The 17,668-nt window shown below is 62.2% G+C and carries 13 protein-coding genes and 1 tRNA gene; 9 read left to right on the top strand and 5 right to left on the bottom strand.

From position 1 onward, the window contains the following. Window positions 1-259 precede the first annotated feature (259 nt). Entirely contained in the window at window positions 260-1,858 is a 1,599-nt protein-coding gene (gene abc-f / locus HMPREF2874_RS06140) for a ribosomal protection-like ABC-F family protein (RefSeq protein ID WP_049334159.1), read from the top strand. A gap of 742 nt (window positions 1,859-2,600) precedes the next feature. Here abc-f and HMPREF2874_RS06135 read toward each other — a convergent pair. Beyond that, entirely contained in the window at window positions 2,601-3,332 is a 732-nt protein-coding gene (locus tag HMPREF2874_RS06135; protein WP_070649438.1) for a metal-dependent hydrolase, read from the bottom strand. Window positions 3,333-3,472: 140 nt separating this feature from the next. Continuing rightward, window positions 3,473-3,721 (bottom strand): acetone carboxylase, encoded by a 249-nt coding sequence (locus HMPREF2874_RS06130; protein WP_070649436.1) that lies wholly within the window; start codon window positions 3,719-3,721, stop codon window positions 3,473-3,475. A gap of 261 nt (window positions 3,722-3,982) precedes the next feature. Between HMPREF2874_RS06130 and HMPREF2874_RS06125 the strand changes: the two genes are divergently transcribed. The 6 genes from HMPREF2874_RS06125 (at window position 3,983) to HMPREF2874_RS06100 (ending at window position 9,325) form a co-directional block, all read left to right on the top strand. Further along, window positions 3,983-4,699 (top strand): beta-ketoacyl-ACP reductase, encoded by a 717-nt coding sequence (locus tag HMPREF2874_RS06125; RefSeq protein ID WP_049334162.1) that lies wholly within the window; start codon window positions 3,983-3,985, stop codon window positions 4,697-4,699. 164 nt (window positions 4,700-4,863) lie between these two features. After that, window positions 4,864-5,607, top strand: coding sequence for an SDR family oxidoreductase (locus HMPREF2874_RS06120; protein WP_049334163.1), 744 nt, complete (start codon window positions 4,864-4,866; stop codon window positions 5,605-5,607). Between the two features lie 126 nt (window positions 5,608-5,733). After that, window positions 5,734-6,522, top strand: coding sequence for an ABC transporter ATP-binding protein (locus HMPREF2874_RS06115; protein WP_049334164.1), 789 nt, complete (start codon window positions 5,734-5,736; stop codon window positions 6,520-6,522). Then, on the top strand, window positions 6,519-7,394 hold the full coding sequence (locus HMPREF2874_RS06110; protein ID WP_070484370.1) for a TrmH family RNA methyltransferase: 876 nt from the start codon (window positions 6,519-6,521) through the stop codon (window positions 7,392-7,394). Before HMPREF2874_RS06115 ends, HMPREF2874_RS06110 begins: the two co-directional genes overlap by 4 nt. Before the next feature lie 211 nt (window positions 7,395-7,605). Continuing rightward, entirely contained in the window at window positions 7,606-7,863 is a 258-nt protein-coding gene (locus tag HMPREF2874_RS06105) for a type B 50S ribosomal protein L31 (RefSeq protein WP_049334166.1), read from the top strand. 286 nt (window positions 7,864-8,149) lie between these two features. Further along, the gene (locus tag HMPREF2874_RS06100) at window positions 8,150-9,325 is read left to right on the top strand and encodes an LCP family protein (RefSeq protein ID WP_070649434.1); all 1,176 of its coding nucleotides are present in this window, start codon (window positions 8,150-8,152) and stop codon (window positions 9,323-9,325) included. A 222-nt stretch (window positions 9,326-9,547) separates the two neighbouring features. Here HMPREF2874_RS06100 and HMPREF2874_RS06095 read toward each other — a convergent pair whose 3' ends face one another. Next, the gene (locus tag HMPREF2874_RS06095) at window positions 9,548-10,813 is read right to left on the bottom strand and encodes an HIRAN domain-containing protein (protein WP_070649432.1); all 1,266 of its coding nucleotides are present in this window, start codon (window positions 10,811-10,813) and stop codon (window positions 9,548-9,550) included. 298 nt (window positions 10,814-11,111) lie between these two features. Continuing rightward, a complete protein-coding gene (pepN, locus tag HMPREF2874_RS06090; protein WP_070649430.1) occupies window positions 11,112-13,787 on the bottom strand; it encodes an aminopeptidase N in 2,676 nt (891 codons plus the stop codon). Window positions 13,788-14,036: 249 nt separating this feature from the next. On the opposite strand from pepN, the gene HMPREF2874_RS06085 reads away from it, so the two are divergent. After that, window positions 14,037-14,122, top strand: a tRNA-Leu gene (locus HMPREF2874_RS06085). Window positions 14,123-14,274: 152 nt separating this feature from the next. On the opposite strand, the gene HMPREF2874_RS06080 is transcribed toward HMPREF2874_RS06085, so the two are convergent. Next, complete coding sequence (locus HMPREF2874_RS06080) at window positions 14,275-15,360, bottom strand: 2,3-butanediol dehydrogenase (RefSeq protein ID WP_070649429.1); 1,086 nt, start codon at window positions 15,358-15,360, stop codon at window positions 14,275-14,277. 403 nt (window positions 15,361-15,763) lie between these two features. Between HMPREF2874_RS06080 and HMPREF2874_RS06075 the strand changes: the two genes are divergently transcribed. Continuing rightward, window positions 15,764-17,356 carry an amidohydrolase gene (locus tag HMPREF2874_RS06075; RefSeq protein WP_070649426.1) on the top strand — a complete coding sequence of 531 codons (1,593 nt, stop codon included), beginning with the start codon at window positions 15,764-15,766 and terminating at the stop codon, window positions 17,354-17,356. Window positions 17,357-17,668 lie beyond the last annotated feature (312 nt).

The raw sequence follows: 17,668 nt of genomic DNA, 5'->3' as shown, positions 1-17,668 counted from the left end.
GGGGGGGGGGGGGGGAGAGAGCCGGAGGGATCGGTTCGCACGGCGTCGCTGCGCGGCGTGAAACGTCCCAGCAGAACATTACCATTGAACAGTGTTCGATAGGTATCCTACACCCGTCACCACAGAAATAAAAGCAAACCCACATGCACGCACGGCATCCCTGCACTAAAATTGATGGGGTGCTCGCCCGGTGGTTCTCCTCTTGGGAATCGGCCCGGAGCACCAACACCACGCAGACCGTCCCACCCGAAAGACACCCATGATTGCCGTACAGAACCTTGAACTGCGCGCCGGCGCGCGCCTGCTGATGGAAGACGTCACCTTCCGCATCGACAAGGGCGACAAGATCGGCCTGGTGGGCCGCAATGGCGCCGGCAAGACCACCATGACCAAGGTACTGGCCGGACTCACTCTGCCCGCGGACGGCACCGTCACCCGCAGCGGCGAGATTGGCTACCTGCCGCAGGACCCCAAGGTGGACGACATGAGCCAGCTGGCCCGTGACCGCATCCTCTCGGCTCGCGGCCTGGACGGCGTGGCCCGCAAGATGCGTCAGGCCCAGGAAGACATGGCCAGCGAGGACGAGGCGGTGCGCGCCAAGGGCCTGCGCCGCTACGACCGTCTCGAGGCAGAGTTTATTGCCGGCGGTGGGTACGCCGCCGAGTCCGAGGCCGCGGTCATCACCTCCAACCTGGACCTGCCCGAGCGCGTGCTCTCCCAGCCGCTATCGACCCTTTCGGGTGGTCAGCGTCGCCGCGTGGAGCTGGCGCGCATCCTCTTCTCGAACGCGGACACCATGTTGCTGGACGAACCGACCAACCACCTGGATGCCGACTCGATCATGTGGCTGCGGGACTTCCTCAAGAACTTCTCGGGTGGCCTGCTGGTCATCAGCCACGACGTGGACCTCATGGAGCTCGTCGTCAACCGCGTCTTTTACCTGGACGCCAACCGCTGCGTGATTGACCAGTACAACATGGGCTGGAAGAACTACCTGGCCCAGCGCGAGCAGGACGAGCACCGCCGCAAGCGCGAGCGCGCCAACGCCCAGAAGAAGGCGAGCGCCCTCATGGAGCAGGCGAATAAGATGCGAGCCAAGGCCACGAAGGCCGCTGCCGCCCAGCAGATGATTAAGCGTGCCGAGAAGCTTCTGCGCGGCCTGGAGGAGGAGCGTCAGGTGGACAAGGTGGCGGCAATCCGTTTCCCGGATCCGGCCCCCTGCGGCAAGACCCCGCTTTCGGCGGAGGGTTTGTCGAAGTCTTACGGCTCGCTCGAGATTTTCACGGGCGTTGACCTGGCCATCGACCGCGGCTCCCGTGTGGTGGTGCTGGGCCTGAACGGTGCGGGTAAGACCACGCTGCTGCGCATGCTTGCCGGCACGACGAAGCCCGATACCGGCGAGGTCATCTACGGTCACGGCGCGAAGCTGGGATACTTTGCCCAGGAGCACGAGATTCTGGATGGCGACCGGACCGTATTCGAGAACATGAAGTCCGCGGCGCCCGACCTGGACGACACCCGAGTGCGCACGATTCTGGGTTCCTTCCTCTTCTCGGGGGATGATGTGGATAAGCCGGCCGGGGTGCTCTCCGGTGGCGAGAAGACCCGTCTTGCCCTGGCGACGCTCGTGGCCTCGAGCGCGAACGTGCTGCTGCTGGATGAGCCGACCAACAACCTCGACCCGGCCTCCCGCGAGGAGATTTTGCATGCGCTGAAGGCGTACCAGGGGGCGATCGTCATGGTTTCGCACGATGAGGGTGCGGTGGAGGCGCTCAACCCCGAGCGCGTGCTGCTTCTGCCGGATGCGGTGGAGGACCTCTGGTCGAAGGAATACCAGGACCTCATCTCGCTGGCCTAAAACGTAATTCGCCAGCATAAAGGTAAGGAGGCTCCGGCGCCGTATGGTGCCGGGGCCTCTTTCGTGTTTTTTATGGAGTTACCTTCTCGAATATCACGAAAAAATGTGACCTGACCCGTGGGGTTGTATTGCTTTCTGGTCGTATATGCCTATATTGCTCATTAGTGCATTGGGTTTGTGGGTGGAACCTTATGAATCACAGGTGCTATTTGACGAAAAAACAATGTTGCCTTGTGGGTTTTTAGATTTAAAAGAAACGTCTCAACCCGAGATATCTGAGTGTACGTGTGGGGTTTTTGAATTTTTCGTGTGTGCCTACTGACATTGTGGGATTTTTGGTAGAAACACAACATCTTTCGGGTATAGACTGGAGTTGTTCCCGCTGATGCGAGGACGCACAAGCGAATCTAAAGCTCGTCACCATCGACGAGCTGACGCGGGGGAGAGGAAACTCCCGCCCGCTCATGAATGGAGAACACCAATGCACAACACTGAATTCGAGAAGTACCCCACCTCCGGTGAAGAGAACGTTGAGGTTGACGTCTTCTGGCCCATCCAGGACGCTTAGTCTCTTAGCCCGACAGGTTCGGGATGATTATTGCGAGGCACCCCGCCGCTTCCTAGTGAAGTGACGGGGTGCCTTCGTGTCTGGGGTGGCTATATATTCTGCCGTCGAGCTGCTGCGGGGTCGCTTTGTCCTCGGGATGTGGACTCGTGAAAAACCATCCGTGAGACTGCGGTGCTACTTTACGGCGTGGATGCCCAGCCCAAACGTTTGAAGCGGGTACTCCACGAATCCCATCATGGCGGCGGCGTACCATCCAATGTAGATGCTCAACGCGAGGGTCAGGGCCTTTTCGCGCACGCTACCGGCGTCCCCCAGGATGGGTAGTGCCATGTAGCCGCTCTTCTTCCACAGGGGCGAGGCCACCAGCGGTTTAATGACGATGGGGTAGAGGGGGAGCAGGCCGCGGGTGGTGAGCAGATCGCCGATGAGGTGAATCGTGGCGCCCACCGAGAAGGCCCAGGGGAGGAGCGTGAGTGAATCCGTCGTGTAGGCGGCATAGCCCAGTGCGATGGCGCCAATCCATCCACCCGGGGCTCCCAGGACCCGCAGGGCCAGGCCTCCCGAGAAGGCAGCCAGAAGGAGTGAAGCCCACGGGATGCCGTTGTAGCTAATGCTTGCGCTGAAGTACGCGATGGCCCAGAAGGCCATCAGGCCCAGAATGGAGTGGGTGCCCTTGCGGTGACCGCCGCTCACGGCCCCCACGATGCGTGCCGCCCACCGCGAAACGGGCGGGATGGAATTCGCGATACTGCCGTTGTGATGGTCAATGTCCGGTAGCATGCCGGCCCCGGCGCACGCCAGGGTCGTGACAACGAGCGTGGGAGTGTCCGGAACCTGCACAACTCCCGTCTCGACCAGGGCCAACCAGCCGGCGGCGGCGCTGACGGTGTGCGAGTATCCCATCATGGGGGTTGCCTCCTGGAGTGCTGGTGGGCGCTGGGGGTGCGCGGAGAGCGCCTCAATCTAAAGCTATTAGAACAAATATAGCATATATCGAAAGTAGTTTCGATTGAGGGGTGGTCCCTTCGCCGAGCCCTTTCCGCCGGCTACTCGGAGGAGTTCGCCTCGGAGCCGTCGAAGGGTAGCGTCTGCTTCCAGAACTCGCGCTCGCGCAGGTAGTTCTCCAACCAACCAACGTGCTCCGAGCAGGCCAACCAAATCTTTCGACGCTCCGGGGTGTGCACCTTGGGGTTGTTCCACAGTAGCTGGAACTCCGCCGCCTGCCGGCACCCCTTACGCGAACACTTCGCGTACTCGGGCTGTGCATCCTGCGAGAGCGAACCCAGAAGATCCATGATTCCCAATCCTTTCACGAACGGTACGGGCGCCTCCGCCGCGGAGGCACCATGAGTTAGTCTACGCGCGGGCGCAGCGTGTATAAAGGGCGTTCTCGAGGCGCGATAGGGTAGTGACGGGGGAGCGAGCGCGGTGTAGCCTGCGGCACCTCGAGCGTAAAACGCGGTAAAATAGGCTTCGACTGTCCATCCGTCCACACCCCGGCCGCGGAGCCGCTGCATCGGCGCCGACCGCGAGGGGTCGACTCATCAAGGAAGCTCATGAGCGAAAACACTCCCAAGACCGTCCTGGTCACCGGCGGTAACCGAGGCATCGGCTACGAAATCGCCAAGGAATTCCAGGCATCGGGCCACAACGTCTGCATCACCTACCGCAGCGGCGAGGCTCCCGAAGAATTTTTCGCCGTCAAGGCGGATGTGCGCGACGCCGACAGCATTAACGAAGCTTTCAAGGCCATCGAGGCGGAATACGGCCCCGTTGAGGTGCTGGTTGCCAACGCCGGTATTACCCGCGACATGCTCCTGATGCGCATGAAGGAAGCCGACTTCACCGACGTGATTGACACGAACCTCACCGGCTCGTTCCGCGTGGTGCAGCGCGCCATCAAGGGTATGCTCAAGCTCAAGCGCGGCCGCATCATCCTCATCTCCTCCGTGGTGGGCCTGTACGGTTCGCCCGGCCAGGTCAACTACTCCGCCTCCAAGGCGGCACTGGTCGGCATGGCCCGCTCCATCACCCGCGAGCTGGGCGGCCGCAACATCACCGCGAACGTGGTGGCACCGGGCTTCATCAACACCGCCATGACCGATGTTCTGCCCGAGGAAACCAAGAAGAACTATCTCGCCTCCATCCCGGCCGGCCGCTTCGCAGAGGCCGAAGAGGTTGCACGCGTGGTTCGCTGGCTCGCTTCCGATGAAGCAAACTACATCTCCGGCGCCGTCATCCCCGTGGACGGCGGCCTGGGCATGGGCCACTAAAACCCGCAAAGACTGCATCCCGGCGGGGGTGGCGGTACGACTACCGTCCGCCCGTCGCGCGGCTCGTCGCACCGCCGCCTGCGTGCGCGGGCCGCGCCACAAGACATCGACGTTGCACGCAACGTTAGACACCATCGTTGAACAACACAAAGGACGTACACCGAATGGCACAGCTGACCGGCAAGACCATCATCATCACCGGCTCCTCCCGAGGCGTCGGCGCAGACACCGCACAGATTCTCGCCGCCGAAGGCGCCAACATCGTCGTGAACTACCGTTCCAAGGCACCGCGCGCCAACAAGATCGTCAAGGCCATCGAAGAGGCCGGCGGCAAGGCCGTCGCCGTGCAGGCTGACGTGACCAAGGCCGAGGACCTGCAGACCCTCGTCAACACCGCCGTCGAGACCTTTGGCTCCCTGGACTACCTGATTCTGAACGCCTCGGGCGGCATGGAGACCGGCATGGGCGAGGACTACGCAATGCGCCTGAACCGCGACGCCCAGCTGAACCTGGCACGCCTGGCCGCAGAGAAGATGCCCGAAGGCGGACGCATCGTCTTCGTGACCAGCCACCAGGCGCACTTCATCCGCGAGGTCGAGACCATGGACGAGTACCAGCCCGTCGCCGAGTCCAAGCGCGCCGGCGAAGACGCCCTGATTGCCGAGATTCCCGCCCTCTCCGAGAAGGGTATCTCCCTGGTCGTGGTCTCCGCCGACATGATTGAAGGCACCGTCACCGCAACCCTGCTCAACCGCCTGCACCCGGGCGCCATCGAGCAGCGCCGTGAGACCGCGGGCAAGCTCTACACCGTCAACGAGTTCGCCCACGAAATCGCGAAGATGGTTACCGCAGACGTCGAGACCGGCCACGTTGAGCTGGTCGGCGGCGCACGCGGCTTCATCGACTAAAGACTCCCGCCGCGGCGGCACCCAACGCAGGGTGCCGCCGCGCACCTCCTCACCCGCGCCACCCGTCACCGGATGGTGCGGGTGAGCGAGGCATCACCCACCCGCCAATTCACTGGAAGAAGAACCATGAGCACCGTACTCAACCTGCAGAACGTTTCCGTCGTCCGCGGCGGCCGCAAGATCCTCAACGACGTTTCCTGGACCGTGAACGAAGGTGAACGCTGGGTCGTGCTGGGCCCCAACGGCGCCGGTAAGTCCACCCTGCTCTCCGTCGCGGCGGCCCGCCTGCACCCCACCAGCGGCGAGGTTGAGATTCTTGACGAGACCCTCGGAGCGGTCGACGTTTTCGAACTGCGTCCGCGCATCGGCCTGTCCTCCGGCGCCTCCGCAACCCAGATTCCCGCCACCGAGAAGGTCTCCGACGTAGTCGTCACCGCCGCATACGCCGTTTCCGGCCGCTGGAACGAAGAATACGACGTCATGGACGATGAGCGCGCCACCGAGCTGCTGGCCGAGTGGGGCGTCGACACCCTTGCCGACCGCACCTTCGGCTCCCTCTCCGACGGCGAGCGCAAGCGCGCCCTCATCGCCCGCGCCCTCATGACCGACCCCGAACTGCTGCTACTGGACGAGCCCGGCTCGGGCATGGACATCTCCGGCCGCGAGGACCTCGTGGAGCGACTGACCGCCCTGGCCGCTGACCCCTACGCACCGGCCACCGTGCTCATTACCCACCACCTCGAGGAGATTCCCTCCGGCTTCACCCACGCCCTGATGATCCGCGACGGCGGCGTGGTTGCGGCCGGCCCGATTCTCTCCACCATCACCGAGGCCAACCTCGCCGCAACCTACGACATGGACCTGGCCCTGACCGTGACCTCGTCGGGTCGCTTCTCGGCCTTCAAGCGCGCATGAGTCGAGGCCCCAAGCAGCTGACCGCCGAGCAGATTGCCGAGCGCGCCGAACGCGTCTACGCAATCGAGTCGGTCACGCCCCTGGATCAGGCCCCCGAGCAGCAGCTGCGGTACTACACGCAGCTGACCGATGTGAAGCTGCGTAGCGCCCTGGAACCGCAGTGGGGGATTTACATTGCCGAATCCTCCAAGGTGATTCGTCGGGCGCTCGCGGCCGGTCATCAGCCTGTCTCCTTCCTCATGAGTGAGAAATGGGCTGATGACCTGGCGGACGTCCTGCGGGAACACCCGGGCACCCCCGCCTACGTGGGTAGCGAGGAGCAGCTGGAGCAGGTGACCGGCTTTCACCTGCACCGCGGCGCACTCGCGGCAATGGCCCGCCCGGCGCCTCAGCCCCTGCAGGAGCTACTGAACGGGGCGCGTCGCGTAGCCATTCTGGAAGACATCGTGGACCATACGAACGTGGGCGCGATTTTCCGTTCGGCGGCGGCCCTGGATGTGGACGCCGTGCTGGTCACCCCGCGATGCGCCGACCCGCTGTATCGCAGGTCGATTCGCGTGTCGATGGGTACCGTATTCCAGGTTCCGTGGGCCCGGCTGCAGTCCTGGCCGACCGACCTGCAGACCCTGCACGAGCTGGGTTTCAGGAGCGCCGCCATGGCCCTGGAGGAGGACTCCCTGAGCCTGGATGAGCTGGCCGCCCGCGGCGATGAAAAGCTTGCGCTCATCCTGGGCACCGAGGGGCACGGTCTTTCGCCGCGCACCCTGGCGGCCTGCAACGATACCGTGATGATTCCCATGTCCCACGGCGTGGATTCGCTGAACGTGGCCGCGGCGAGCGCCGTCGCCTTCTGGGAGACGCGCCCGCGCTAGGGGCCGGTCGAACGCGGCGGGAAATCGCTACGTGATTGGCCGCGGCGCTGGGATTTAAACCCTAAAGGTGGTACCCTTAACGGGTTGTGCTCGCCCATGCGGGTGCAATGGTGATGCGCTCTCAAGTTTTCTCGACAGCCGCACATCGAAAAACCTACTCCATCTATATAAGGGCTACTGGCAAAATCCAGTAGCAGAAGAAGGTAAATCAATGAAGGCAGATATCCACCCGGAATACAAGCCGGTTCTGTTCCGCGACCTCGCATCCGGCAAGGTCTTCCTGACCCGTTCCACCCGCACCTCCGACAAGGTTGAGAAGTGGGAAGACGGCAACGAGTACCCGATCATCGAGGTTGAAATCTCGTCCGAGTCGCACCCGTTCTACACCGGTAAGCAGCGCATCATGGACTCCGCAGGTCGCGTCGAGCGCTTCAACGCACGTTTCGCAAACTTCGGCAAGAAGGCTTAATTCTTCCCGAAAGATTGCGCTGTATAGCGTTTTAAAGGCCCCGCTTCCCTTGGCTTTCAAGGGGGGCGGGGTTTTTCGCTAGAACGTGAGGAACGCTGTACTGTCACGAGCGGGATAGGGTGCCCGCTACACAGCTGACAGCGCTACAATGGGAAAGTATTTTGCGAGGTGTGCATACACCGCCCTTCACTAGCACCGATGATGCCCCGGCTACCGCGTCACCGGGGAATTACGGCGAAATGGGCGTTGCCTTCTCGCCCATCACCACTTCAAACAAAGGACAATAATGAGCGACGAACACTCTGAACCGTCGCAGAAGAAGAAATGGATTAAGCGTGCCCTGCTGATTCTGCTGATTCTTCTGCTGGTTATCGCCCTTGGCGTTGGCTTCTTCCTGTGGCGTGCCGGCCATACCTGGGATAGCCAGACCGAGAAATTTGATTCCATCACCAAGGTGGATGAAGACCAAGCCAAGATTAAAGAGAAGCTTGGCGCGGCAAAGCCGCTGAACGTTTCCGAGCTGCAGGCGCCGAAGGTCACCAACCAGAATGGCTCCGCAAATGGTGGCTCGGATGCAGCAGCGGCTCTTGCTGCAAACGCGAGCGAGCATGATAAGAACGGCGACGGCATCCTGGATGACGGCTACAGCTACGACGTCGTGAAGGGACCGGGCCAGAACATCCTGCTGCTCGGTAGTGATACCCGTTCCGGTTCTGAGGCTGCTCTGGTGAGCGGTTCCCGTGCGGACACCATCATGCTGATGCACATCCCGGCTGACGGCAAGGGTGTGTACATCATCTCGATTATGCGTGATACCTGGGTGAACATCCCCGGTTACGGTCCCGCAAAGATTAACGCGGCGCTGAACTACGGCGGTATCTCTCTGCAGGTGGCAACCGTTGAGAACCTGGTGGGTGTCAAGATCGACCACGTGGCTGAGATTGAATTTGAGGGCTTCAAGTCCCTGGTTAACGCTGTTGGCGGCGTGGACGTTCAGGTTCCCTTCGCGTTCACCAGTAACGTCTGGACTTTTACCCCCGGTGTGATGCACATGAACGGTAGCGCTGCGCTGACCTTCGTGCGTGAACGTTACTCTTTCGCTGATGGTGACTACCAGCGTGTTCGTAACCAGCGTGCGTTCCTGCGTGGTCTGTACAGCACGATGAAGGCTAAGGGTGCGCTGAGCAGCGTGGGTTCGTTCCAGTCTGCTGTTGAGTCTTTGGCTGGCTACATGCGTGTGGACTCCGGTCTGAACGCAATGCAGATTGCTCAGATTGCGGCTCCGGTGCTGACCAGCGGTGACACCACTATGCGCATGACGACCCTGCCGAACGCGGGTCCGGGTTGGTCTTACGACGGTCAGTCCATCGTTCTGGTTAACCAGGCGGCAAATGCTCAGCTGGCAAACGCGCTGCAGCACGATACGATGGATCAGTTCATGGCTACCTACGGCCAGGACTAGTATCCCTCCTCACCCGGTGCGGGTGCAGGAACGAGGGCGGCCCCTCACCGGAAGGTGAGGGGCCGCCCTCTGCTATACCCGAGCTGAACCGTTTAGTGGGTTTCCCGATGGTGCACCCACCGCGGATGGAGTGGAAGATTCTTCTGGAGAGTTGAACACACAAAGAGAGCGTCAGCGCCCGGTGGCGTGCCGTGCTCTGACGCTCTCTTAAACGGGGGAGGCCTACACCGAGGTGGTGGAGGAGTCCTGCGCGGATTCGTGCTCCTCCTCGTCCGCTTCCTCCTCGATGTACTCTTCGTCCTCGTAAATGTCATACTCGTCGGCCTGGCGACCGAAGTAGAAGGCCACCGCAGCCACGGCACCACCCATGATTGCGATCAGGATACCGAGAATCGGGGTCCAGAGCATCGAAATTAGGCCGGCCAGCAGAACCGCCAGGCCAGCGCCCTTGACCAGGTTCAGCAGTCGCTCACGTTCCGAGGGCTCGTAGTACTCCTCTTCCTCCAGAGTGTACTCAATGACCGGCTTCTCGGCGACCGGCTCATCAGCAGACGGCTCGGATGCTGAGGAACCACCGGTCAGGGAGCTGATAAACCCGCGGCGCTTCTTCGGCGCCTGAGTAACAGTCTCGGCGCGGTGTCGCTCACCCTCGCTCGGCACGTAGGCTGCGGGCACCTCGTACTCTTCACCGGCCGGCAGCAGAGCCGGAACATTATTGGGCAGAGTCTCGTACCATTCCTGCGGAATGTCGGACGGGCGTGCAGCCTGAACGGTCAGCGACAGCTCCAGGGTGTTACCACGAATCGTACCCCAGGCGCTCGTAAGGCGATCGTGCTCGAAGGCATAGCGAATCACGGGGGCCAGCTGTTCAGACATCTGGGTGCTCAGGCGACCCACCAGCTTGCGATCGTGACGCACCTCCACGCTATCGACCACACGACCGTCGGAGGTCTTCAGCTGGTTAGCCTCCAGGGTCAGAATCACGCGACCCTCACCGCTGGGCGGCAAAATGCTGTGCAGGTATTCGGAGTGCTCCTTCTCGTCCAGAACCTTCATGGACGGTCCCTGGGGGAGCAGGGTGGCACGGGTGGGCGCATCGTTGAGGGGGAACAGTGAACCGGGTGCGGACAGGGAGAGCACACCCGAGCTCTTCACACGCATGTCACCGTTCTCGGTGCGAACGGCCACGGCGGAAAGCTGCAGATGCGCAATCGGCTCGTACTCGGAGGCAACCACGCGGGTGATGGGCTCCCAATAGGCCGCCGAATCGGCAGCGCTCATGCGACCGACCTTGAACTCGTCAATATAGACGGCAATGCTATTCGGCTCGTAGGGGTTATCAGGCTCGGGGACGAGTCGCGCCTCACCGTACCAGATGCGTTCACGGTCGATGTGCAGTTCCTCAAAAACTTGGAGGGTTTCCGCTTCATAGTAATCGTCGGTGACAATTTCGACGCTACCGCGATCACCGAGTGCGTAGTCGACCACTGAAAACTCCTTCTGATCCGTGTCTAAATGAGCTGATACCTAGTCCATTCTCTCATGGTTTACGGGCGCACAGCTCACATATGCGGGTGACGTTTATCTGTCTTTTCTTCCGGCTCTCTTCCGGCCTACGCGGCGCGGCATCCCTTCCGGGCAACCTTCTCCGCGCACGCTCTGCACCGGGACGCGCAAGACGCCGCTCGGCACGTTCCCGGAAATCTACCGGGAGCGCGCCGAGCGGCGGTTCATCATTGCGGGACGCTATGGCCCGCATCCTAAGCGTAAGCGCTTAGCTTGGCTACTACTTAGCCTGCAGGGAGGCGTTGAACTTCTGAGCCACAATCGAACGGTGGCCGTGATCCTGAGCCTCCAGCACCAGGCGGCGCAGAGCCGAGGGAGCCTCGGGGTTCGCCTCCAGCCACTGCTGAGCCAGCTTGACCGACGGGTTGTCGTCCACGCCGAGGCCCTCGGTTGAACCGATGTTGTACGGAGCCTTCGGGTACAGGCCGCGCACAATACGCGAAGCCATACCAATCGAGCGGGACTCCCACACGCCCAGCAGGGCCTCAAAGTAGGGGCCGTAGTACTGCTCGCGCAACTCCACCGGGCCGCGCACGTAACCATTAATGGTCGAGGCCAGAGCATCGTTCGACAACGACTCGTCGTCCATGATGGTCTTGTACGCGGCAGCCTTGCGCTCGGCGTTTGGCAGAGCGGCCATTGCGTACGCGTAACCGTTCGAGGAAATCGACGAGGGGCTGTACTTGGAGGCACGCTCCAGCTCCTCCACGGTGACCAGGTTGCGGCTTGCGAGCGCGCCCAGGGCGCTCCAACCCAGGTTCTGGTCGTAGGGGATGCCGGTCGCATCGGCGATATCGCCGGTGGTGTCCTCGAACGCACCGCGGGCAATGTCGCGGCAGAGCTCCTCGCCCTTGGTGGCGTTGGTCGAGACCGAGATCAGGCCGCGCAGCAGAATCAGCTGCTCGTCCGAACCGGGCTTAGCCTGGGCCAGGGCTGCGGAGAAGGCATCGTAGAGGGCGTCGTAGAGGCGCTCGCGGCCGGTGGGTGCCGAGAAGGTGGCGATGGCGACCTGCGAGTTGTTGACCATGGTGCCCAGCAGGGATGCGCTGGGTTCCTTGGAGACGTTGCGCACGACCGCGTCCACGTAGGTGGTGACGGGCAGGCGGGCGTCGCGGACGTTTTCCCAGAGGGAGCCCCAGATGAGGCCTCGGGAGAGCGCGGACTCGAGGGTGGAGACGCCCTCGATGGCGGCCTGCAGGCCGTCCTCGTCGGTCAGGGCGACCTTGGCGTAGGTGTGGTCCTCGGCGTTGAGCATGAGCAGGTCGGCCTCGCCCACGAGCTTCTTCTGCTCGTCGGTCAGCTCGACGCGGTACTCAGCGACGCACTCGGCCGGGTACTCGAGGGAGAGCACGCCGGTGGAGACGAGCTTGCCGTCGACCAGGCGGAAGGTCTCAAGCTTTGCCACGTGGGGGCGGCCCAGCTCGGCGGGGTGCTGTGCGGGCAATTCCTGGGTGAGAATCAGATTGGTCAGCTGGCCGTCCTCGCCGTAGACGCGCTTGGTGCCCAGACCGGACACGCCGGAGGTCTGCAGCCAGGCATCGGCCCAGGCCTGCATATCACGGCCGGAGACCTCGTTGAGCACCTGCAGGAAGTCGTTCAGGGAGGTGTTGCCCCACTCGAAGCGCTTGAAGTACACACGGGCGGCTTCGATGAAGGTGTCGAAGCCGACGTAGGCGACCAGCTGCTTGAGGACCGAGGCGCCCTTGGCGTAGGTGATGCCGTCGAAGTTCTGCGCTGCGGCCTCCAGGTGGGGGATGTCAGCCACGATGGGGTGGGTGGTGGGCAGCTGGTCCTGCATGTAGGCCCAGGCCTTGCGGTTGTTGGCGAAGGTGACCCACGCATCCTCGAAGTGGTTGGCTTCCTTGGCACCCAGGGTACCCATGAAGTCTGCGAAGGATTCCTTGAGCCACAGATCGTCCCACCACTTCATGGTGACCAGGTCGCCGAACCACATGTGCGCCATCTCGTGGCAGATGGTGTTGGTGCGACCCTCCAGGTCGTCCTCGGTAGCGCCGGAAACGAAGATGTAGTCCTCGGTGAAGGTGACCAGGCCGGGGTTCTCCATGGCGCCGATATTGTATTCGGGCACGAAGGCCTGCTCGTACTTGGGGTACGGGTAGGGGTAGTCGAAGAGATCCTGGAAGAAGTCCAGGCCGTTCTCGGTGACCTTGAAGATGTTCTCGTAGTCGAAGTGCGGCTTCAGGGACTGGCGGCAGTATGCGACCAGGGGAATGTCACCGCTGTTGACCTTGCTCTTGGGCTTGTAGGTGGTGGTTGCGGTGAAGTACTCGCCAGCCAGGATTGCGGTGATGTAGGTGGAAATCTTGGCGGTGGGGGCGAAGACGCGCTTGGAGACGGAGTCGTCGGAGGGGTCGGTCACCTGCGACTCGAGCACGGCGTTGGAGCTGACGACCCAGTCCTTGGGTGCGGTAATGCGGAAGTTGAAGACGGCCTTCAGGTCGGGCTGCTCGAAGTTGGGGAAGACGCGGCGGCAGTCGGAGGGCTCGTACTGGGTGTACAGGTACACGCGGCCATCGGAGGGGTCGAAGTAGCGGTGCAGACCCTCGCCGGAGCGGGAGTAGTAGGAGCGGCCGTGGATGGTCAGCACGTTCTCGGCCTTCAGGTTGGCCAGGCGGATGCGTGCGCCGTCGACGACTTCGTCCAGCTTCAGTTCGACACCGTTGAGCTTGACGGAGTCAATGCTGTGGTGAATGTAGTCGATGAAGGTTTCTGCGCCGGGGGTGTTGCAGGAGAAACGGACGGTGGTTGCGGTGGGGTAGGACTCGAATTCGGGGTCCTTGGCGTTCGTCAGGTCGACGTGTACGTCGTAGGTATCAACGCTGATAAGAGCCGAACGTTCTGCGGCTTCTTCGAGGGAGAGGTTCTCGTTGTTCATAGTTCCTTATTCTAATCGTTCCTGAAAGAAATCTGGGAGTTTGCGGGCCGTTCCCGTCATATAACCTCCGCGGAGTAGGGGACGTGAGGGTATTCCGGCGGATGCGCACGGCTCCTATCACTCGCGAACCTTCCGCACAATAGTGTGATGCATAACATGCTTTTTTGATTTGCGGAGATTCCCGAAAGTCCGTATAGTATTACGTGTTGCTTCGAACGGCACCGCAAGGAAAACGTTCGAGAGTCACCTGCGCGGGTGGCGGAATAGGCAGACGCGCTAGCTTGAGGTGCTAGTCCTCGTATTAGAGGGTGGGGGTTCAAGTCCCCCCTCGCGCACAGATAATCCCCGGTTCTTCGGAACCGGGGATTTTTGTATACCCGGTAAAAGCACACAAAAAAGTAGCGGGGCGAGGTTCCATGAGGAACCTCGCCCCGCTATCTAGTTCACCCCGTTAGTGCAGGGCTAGAAACTCGCTGAGCGAACCGTATTACTCGGCCAGGCGCTCCGGGTCGGTGGTGACCAGAATCTTCACAGCGGTCTCGTTGTGGTGAATCAGGGTGTCGAAGCCCTTGTCAATCAGGTCCTCCACAGCAATCTTGCCGGTGATGAAGGGCTTGAGGTCGATCTTGCCGGACTCAACCAGCTTGATGGTCTCGGGGTGGGAGTTCACGTAAGCGATGGTGCCGCGGATATCGATCTCCTTGAGCACAATCTTCTGAACATCCAGGGAAGCGGGCTTGCCCCAAATGGAGACGATGACGACCTTACCGGTGGGCTTGAGGGCATCCAGAATCAGGTCCAGAGCGGGCTGAACGGAGGTGCACTCGAAGGCGATATCGGCGCCGCGGCCGTCGGTCAGCTTCTGAATCTCGGCCAGGACGTCGGTCTCAGCGGGGGAGAAAGCGTAGTCGGCAACGCCGGAGTCCAGAGCCTTCTGGCGGCGCAGCGGGGAAAGCTCAGAGATGATGACCTTAGCACCCTTAGCCTTCAGCACGGCGGAGGTCAGCAGACCGATGGGGCCGGCACCGGTGACCAGTGCGTATGCGCCTTCCTTGAACTCGCCTGCACGCTCGACGGCGTGGTAGCCAACGCTCAGGGGCTCAATCAGGGCAGCCTCGTCCAGGGGGATGTTGTTGGGAATCTTGTGAACCCAGCGGCGCTTGACGGCGACCTTCTCGGACAGACCGCCACCGCGACCTGCCAGGCCGATGAAGTTCATGTCCTTGGACAGGTGGTAGTCCTTGGACTCGGGGCCGGTGTAGACGTCATCAGCAATGATGTAGGGCTCGACGACGACGTGGTCGCCGACCTTCAGGTCGTCAACGCCCTCGCCCAGGGCCTCAACGACACCGGAGAATTCGTGGCCGAGGGTCACGGGGGAGTCCTCACCGGAAATCGGGTGGGGGTGGCCATGCTTGGGGCAGAAGATGGGGCCGTCCAGGTATTCGTGCAGGTCGGTACCGCAAATGCCGCACCAGGCGACCTTAATCAGAACCTCGCCCGCAGCGGCTTCGGGTGCGGGGATGTCTTCAATGCGGATGTCGTGGCGGTCGTAGAAGCGTGCTGCCTTCATGGGATGGAGCTCCTTAAACGTATTAAAACGTGGTTGTGGCGTCTCACGGCGGTGTGCATCTGCCAGGTAGTTACCATCGGGTTCTGCCGTGGTGAGCGGTAGAATGACGGTGCGCGCTCGCGAGGTCGAAAAGGGGACAACCTGCGGATGCGTTCACCGAGATAGTGAACTTTCCTGCCGACATGCTCATCGCAACGCCGGTTGTAGGAGGGCGGTAGGATTACCGCTCCCACTGCTTAACGCTACTCCTGTGAGGCGTATAAAACCAGGCGACATACAAAAAATCTTTTATGTGACGCACATTTCTTCATAAAGTTATCTTGACCTACCGAATAGGGTTACTTCAACCCTTCATGTGCGGGTTGGCTAGCGTCGGTGATGCGCGCACGGTAGCGTAGAGTCCATGAGCACGAACCCCGCAAGCACTCCCGAAAATCCCGCCGCACCCGAGACTAAAACTACGCTTGGAGCGGAACCCTCTCGCCCCGAACAGCCAGCCCCCACCGTGCACCGCTACACCGCCCCGGATGCCGACCGCCAGCGCGGCAGCGAGTACGCCGAGGTACTCGCCTACGAGACGCAACAGCGCAAGAACGCCGCCGACCGCCGCATCGGCAGAGGCAAACACCACGCCGGTCACCACGGAGAACCCGACGGCGGAGGCTCTCTGCCCGGCCCGCACCCCAAGAAACGCCCGAGCAATCGCCACGGCAAACCTTTCGGTTATCGCCTCGACCACGACTGCGGCCTGGACGACACCCGCCGTGCCCTCGCGGACTCCATCGCCAACCGTTCCAGCGATCTCACCGAAATTCTTCGGGCAATCCACGCGCATCCCGAAACCGCCTACCGCGAGCGCTTCGCCTCATCCACGCTCGTCGAGGCCGTGCGCACCGCGCATCCGAGCCTCACCGTCACCCACCCCGCCTTCGGAATTGACACCGCTTTCGCGGTCGAGCTGACCAGCGCCGACTACGACCCCGAAAAGCACCGCACCATTGCGATTCTCTCCGAGTACGACGCGCTGCCGGGCATCGGGCACGGCTGCGGCCACAACGTTATCGCCACCGCCGGCCTCGGTGCATTCCTCGCCCTGGCGGATGCGCTCGCGGCCATCCCGGACGCCTTCAGTGGGCGGGTGCTCTACTACGGCACGCCCGCCGAGGAGTCCGAAGCCGGCAAGGAGCTCATGGCCCGCGCCGGCGCCTTCGACTCTGTGGATGCCGCAATCATGGTGCACCCCTACTTCATGGATGTGGCGGATCAGGCGTGGCTGGGCCGCCGCGAATGTCGCGTCACCTACACCGGTGTGAGCGCGCACGCCTCCTCGCATCCCTTCATGGGACGCAACGCGCTGGATGCGGCCAGCCTCGCCTACCAGGGGCTCGGCCTGCTACGCCAGCAGATTCCCGGGTCCGACCGCATCCACGCGATTATTGACCGCGGGGGAGAAGCGCCGAACCTGATTCCCGCCACCACGAGCCTGCACATTAATATCCGCTCCAAGCACGCCCCCACCCTGCGAGCGCTCTCACGCCGCGTGGAGGAGGTACTGCGCGGCGCCGCCCTCATGGCCGGGGTGTCTGCCGAGGTGATGTGGGACGGCTCGCCCATGACCATGCCCGTGCGCACCAACGGGCCGCTACTGAAGCGGTGGGTGGCCTCCCAGCGTGCCGTGGGTCGGCACCCGTACCCGCCCGGGACCGTGAGTGATACCCTGGCGGCCTCCACGGATTTCGGTAACGTGAGCCTGCGCGTGCCCGGTATTCATCCGCTCATCGGCATCGCGCCGGAAGGCACCGGCATGCACACCGAGCAGTTCGCGCTCGCGGCCAACACCCCGGAGGCTGTGGCCGGCGCGCTGGATGCCGCCTTCGGCCTGGCGTTTGTGGCGGTGGATTACCTGGTGGACGACGAGCTGGCCCGCGCGGTGCGCACCCATTTTGAGGAGGCAGGCGGCGCCGTGGATGTGGAGGGCTACTTCGCCGGGCAGTAGTCGCGTGCCGTGGTCTTCGGGGCCGTATTGGGGTTTCCGGCCCCCGCGGGTTTGTAGGGGTTCGGGCTCGCACCGCTCGGGGGACAAGATACCCAAGTGCCCCAACCGGCAGATGTGAGATTGCTCAAAAGGTCAGAACCGCATTATTTGGTTTTATGAGCGAAAAACATCCCCGCACGCTCATAAAGTCACCATGACCCATCAGAAAAGACAAATTAACCCCACACAAAACGCAAATTCTTCGGCATAATAGAACATAACGAAGCGAGGCACCGGGAAACACCTCACCTCGGCCACGCGTGCACCTCGCAC

It is taken from the genome of Rothia sp. HMSC068F09, assembly GCF_001812775.1.
Taxonomy (GTDB): domain Bacteria; phylum Actinomycetota; class Actinomycetes; order Actinomycetales; family Micrococcaceae; genus Rothia; species Rothia mucilaginosa_A.
Note: the sequence above shows the minus strand (reverse complement) of the source record. Positions and strands in the feature narration are given on the sequence as shown.

Excerpts from the sequence above, each read along its gene's own strand:
- HMPREF2874_RS06075 (WP_070649426.1), top strand. The coding sequence starts at position 15,764 with ATGAGCACGAACCCCGCAAGCACTCCCGAAAATCCCGCCGCACCCGAG.
- abc-f (WP_049334159.1), top strand. The coding sequence starts at position 260 with ATGATTGCCGTACAGAACCTTGAACTGCGCGCCGGCGCGCGCCTGCTG.
- HMPREF2874_RS06115 (WP_049334164.1), top strand. The coding sequence starts at position 5,734 with ATGAGCACCGTACTCAACCTGCAGAACGTTTCCGTCGTCCGCGGCGGC.
- HMPREF2874_RS06100 (WP_070649434.1), top strand. The coding sequence starts at position 8,150 with ATGAGCGACGAACACTCTGAACCGTCGCAGAAGAAGAAATGGATTAAG.
- HMPREF2874_RS06135 (WP_070649438.1), bottom strand. The coding sequence starts at position 3,332 with ATGATGGGATACTCGCACACCGTCAGCGCCGCCGCCGGCTGGTTGGCC.
- pepN (WP_070649430.1), bottom strand. The coding sequence starts at position 13,787 with ATGAACAACGAGAACCTCTCCCTCGAAGAAGCCGCAGAACGTTCGGCT.
- HMPREF2874_RS06110 (WP_070484370.1), top strand. The coding sequence starts at position 6,519 with ATGAGTCGAGGCCCCAAGCAGCTGACCGCCGAGCAGATTGCCGAGCGC.
- HMPREF2874_RS06120 (WP_049334163.1), top strand. The coding sequence starts at position 4,864 with ATGGCACAGCTGACCGGCAAGACCATCATCATCACCGGCTCCTCCCGA.
- HMPREF2874_RS06105 (WP_049334166.1), top strand. The coding sequence starts at position 7,606 with ATGAAGGCAGATATCCACCCGGAATACAAGCCGGTTCTGTTCCGCGAC.
- HMPREF2874_RS06125 (WP_049334162.1), top strand. The coding sequence starts at position 3,983 with ATGAGCGAAAACACTCCCAAGACCGTCCTGGTCACCGGCGGTAACCGA.
- HMPREF2874_RS06130 (WP_070649436.1), bottom strand. The coding sequence starts at position 3,721 with ATGGATCTTCTGGGTTCGCTCTCGCAGGATGCACAGCCCGAGTACGCG.
- HMPREF2874_RS06080 (WP_070649429.1), bottom strand. The coding sequence starts at position 15,360 with ATGAAGGCAGCACGCTTCTACGACCGCCACGACATCCGCATTGAAGAC.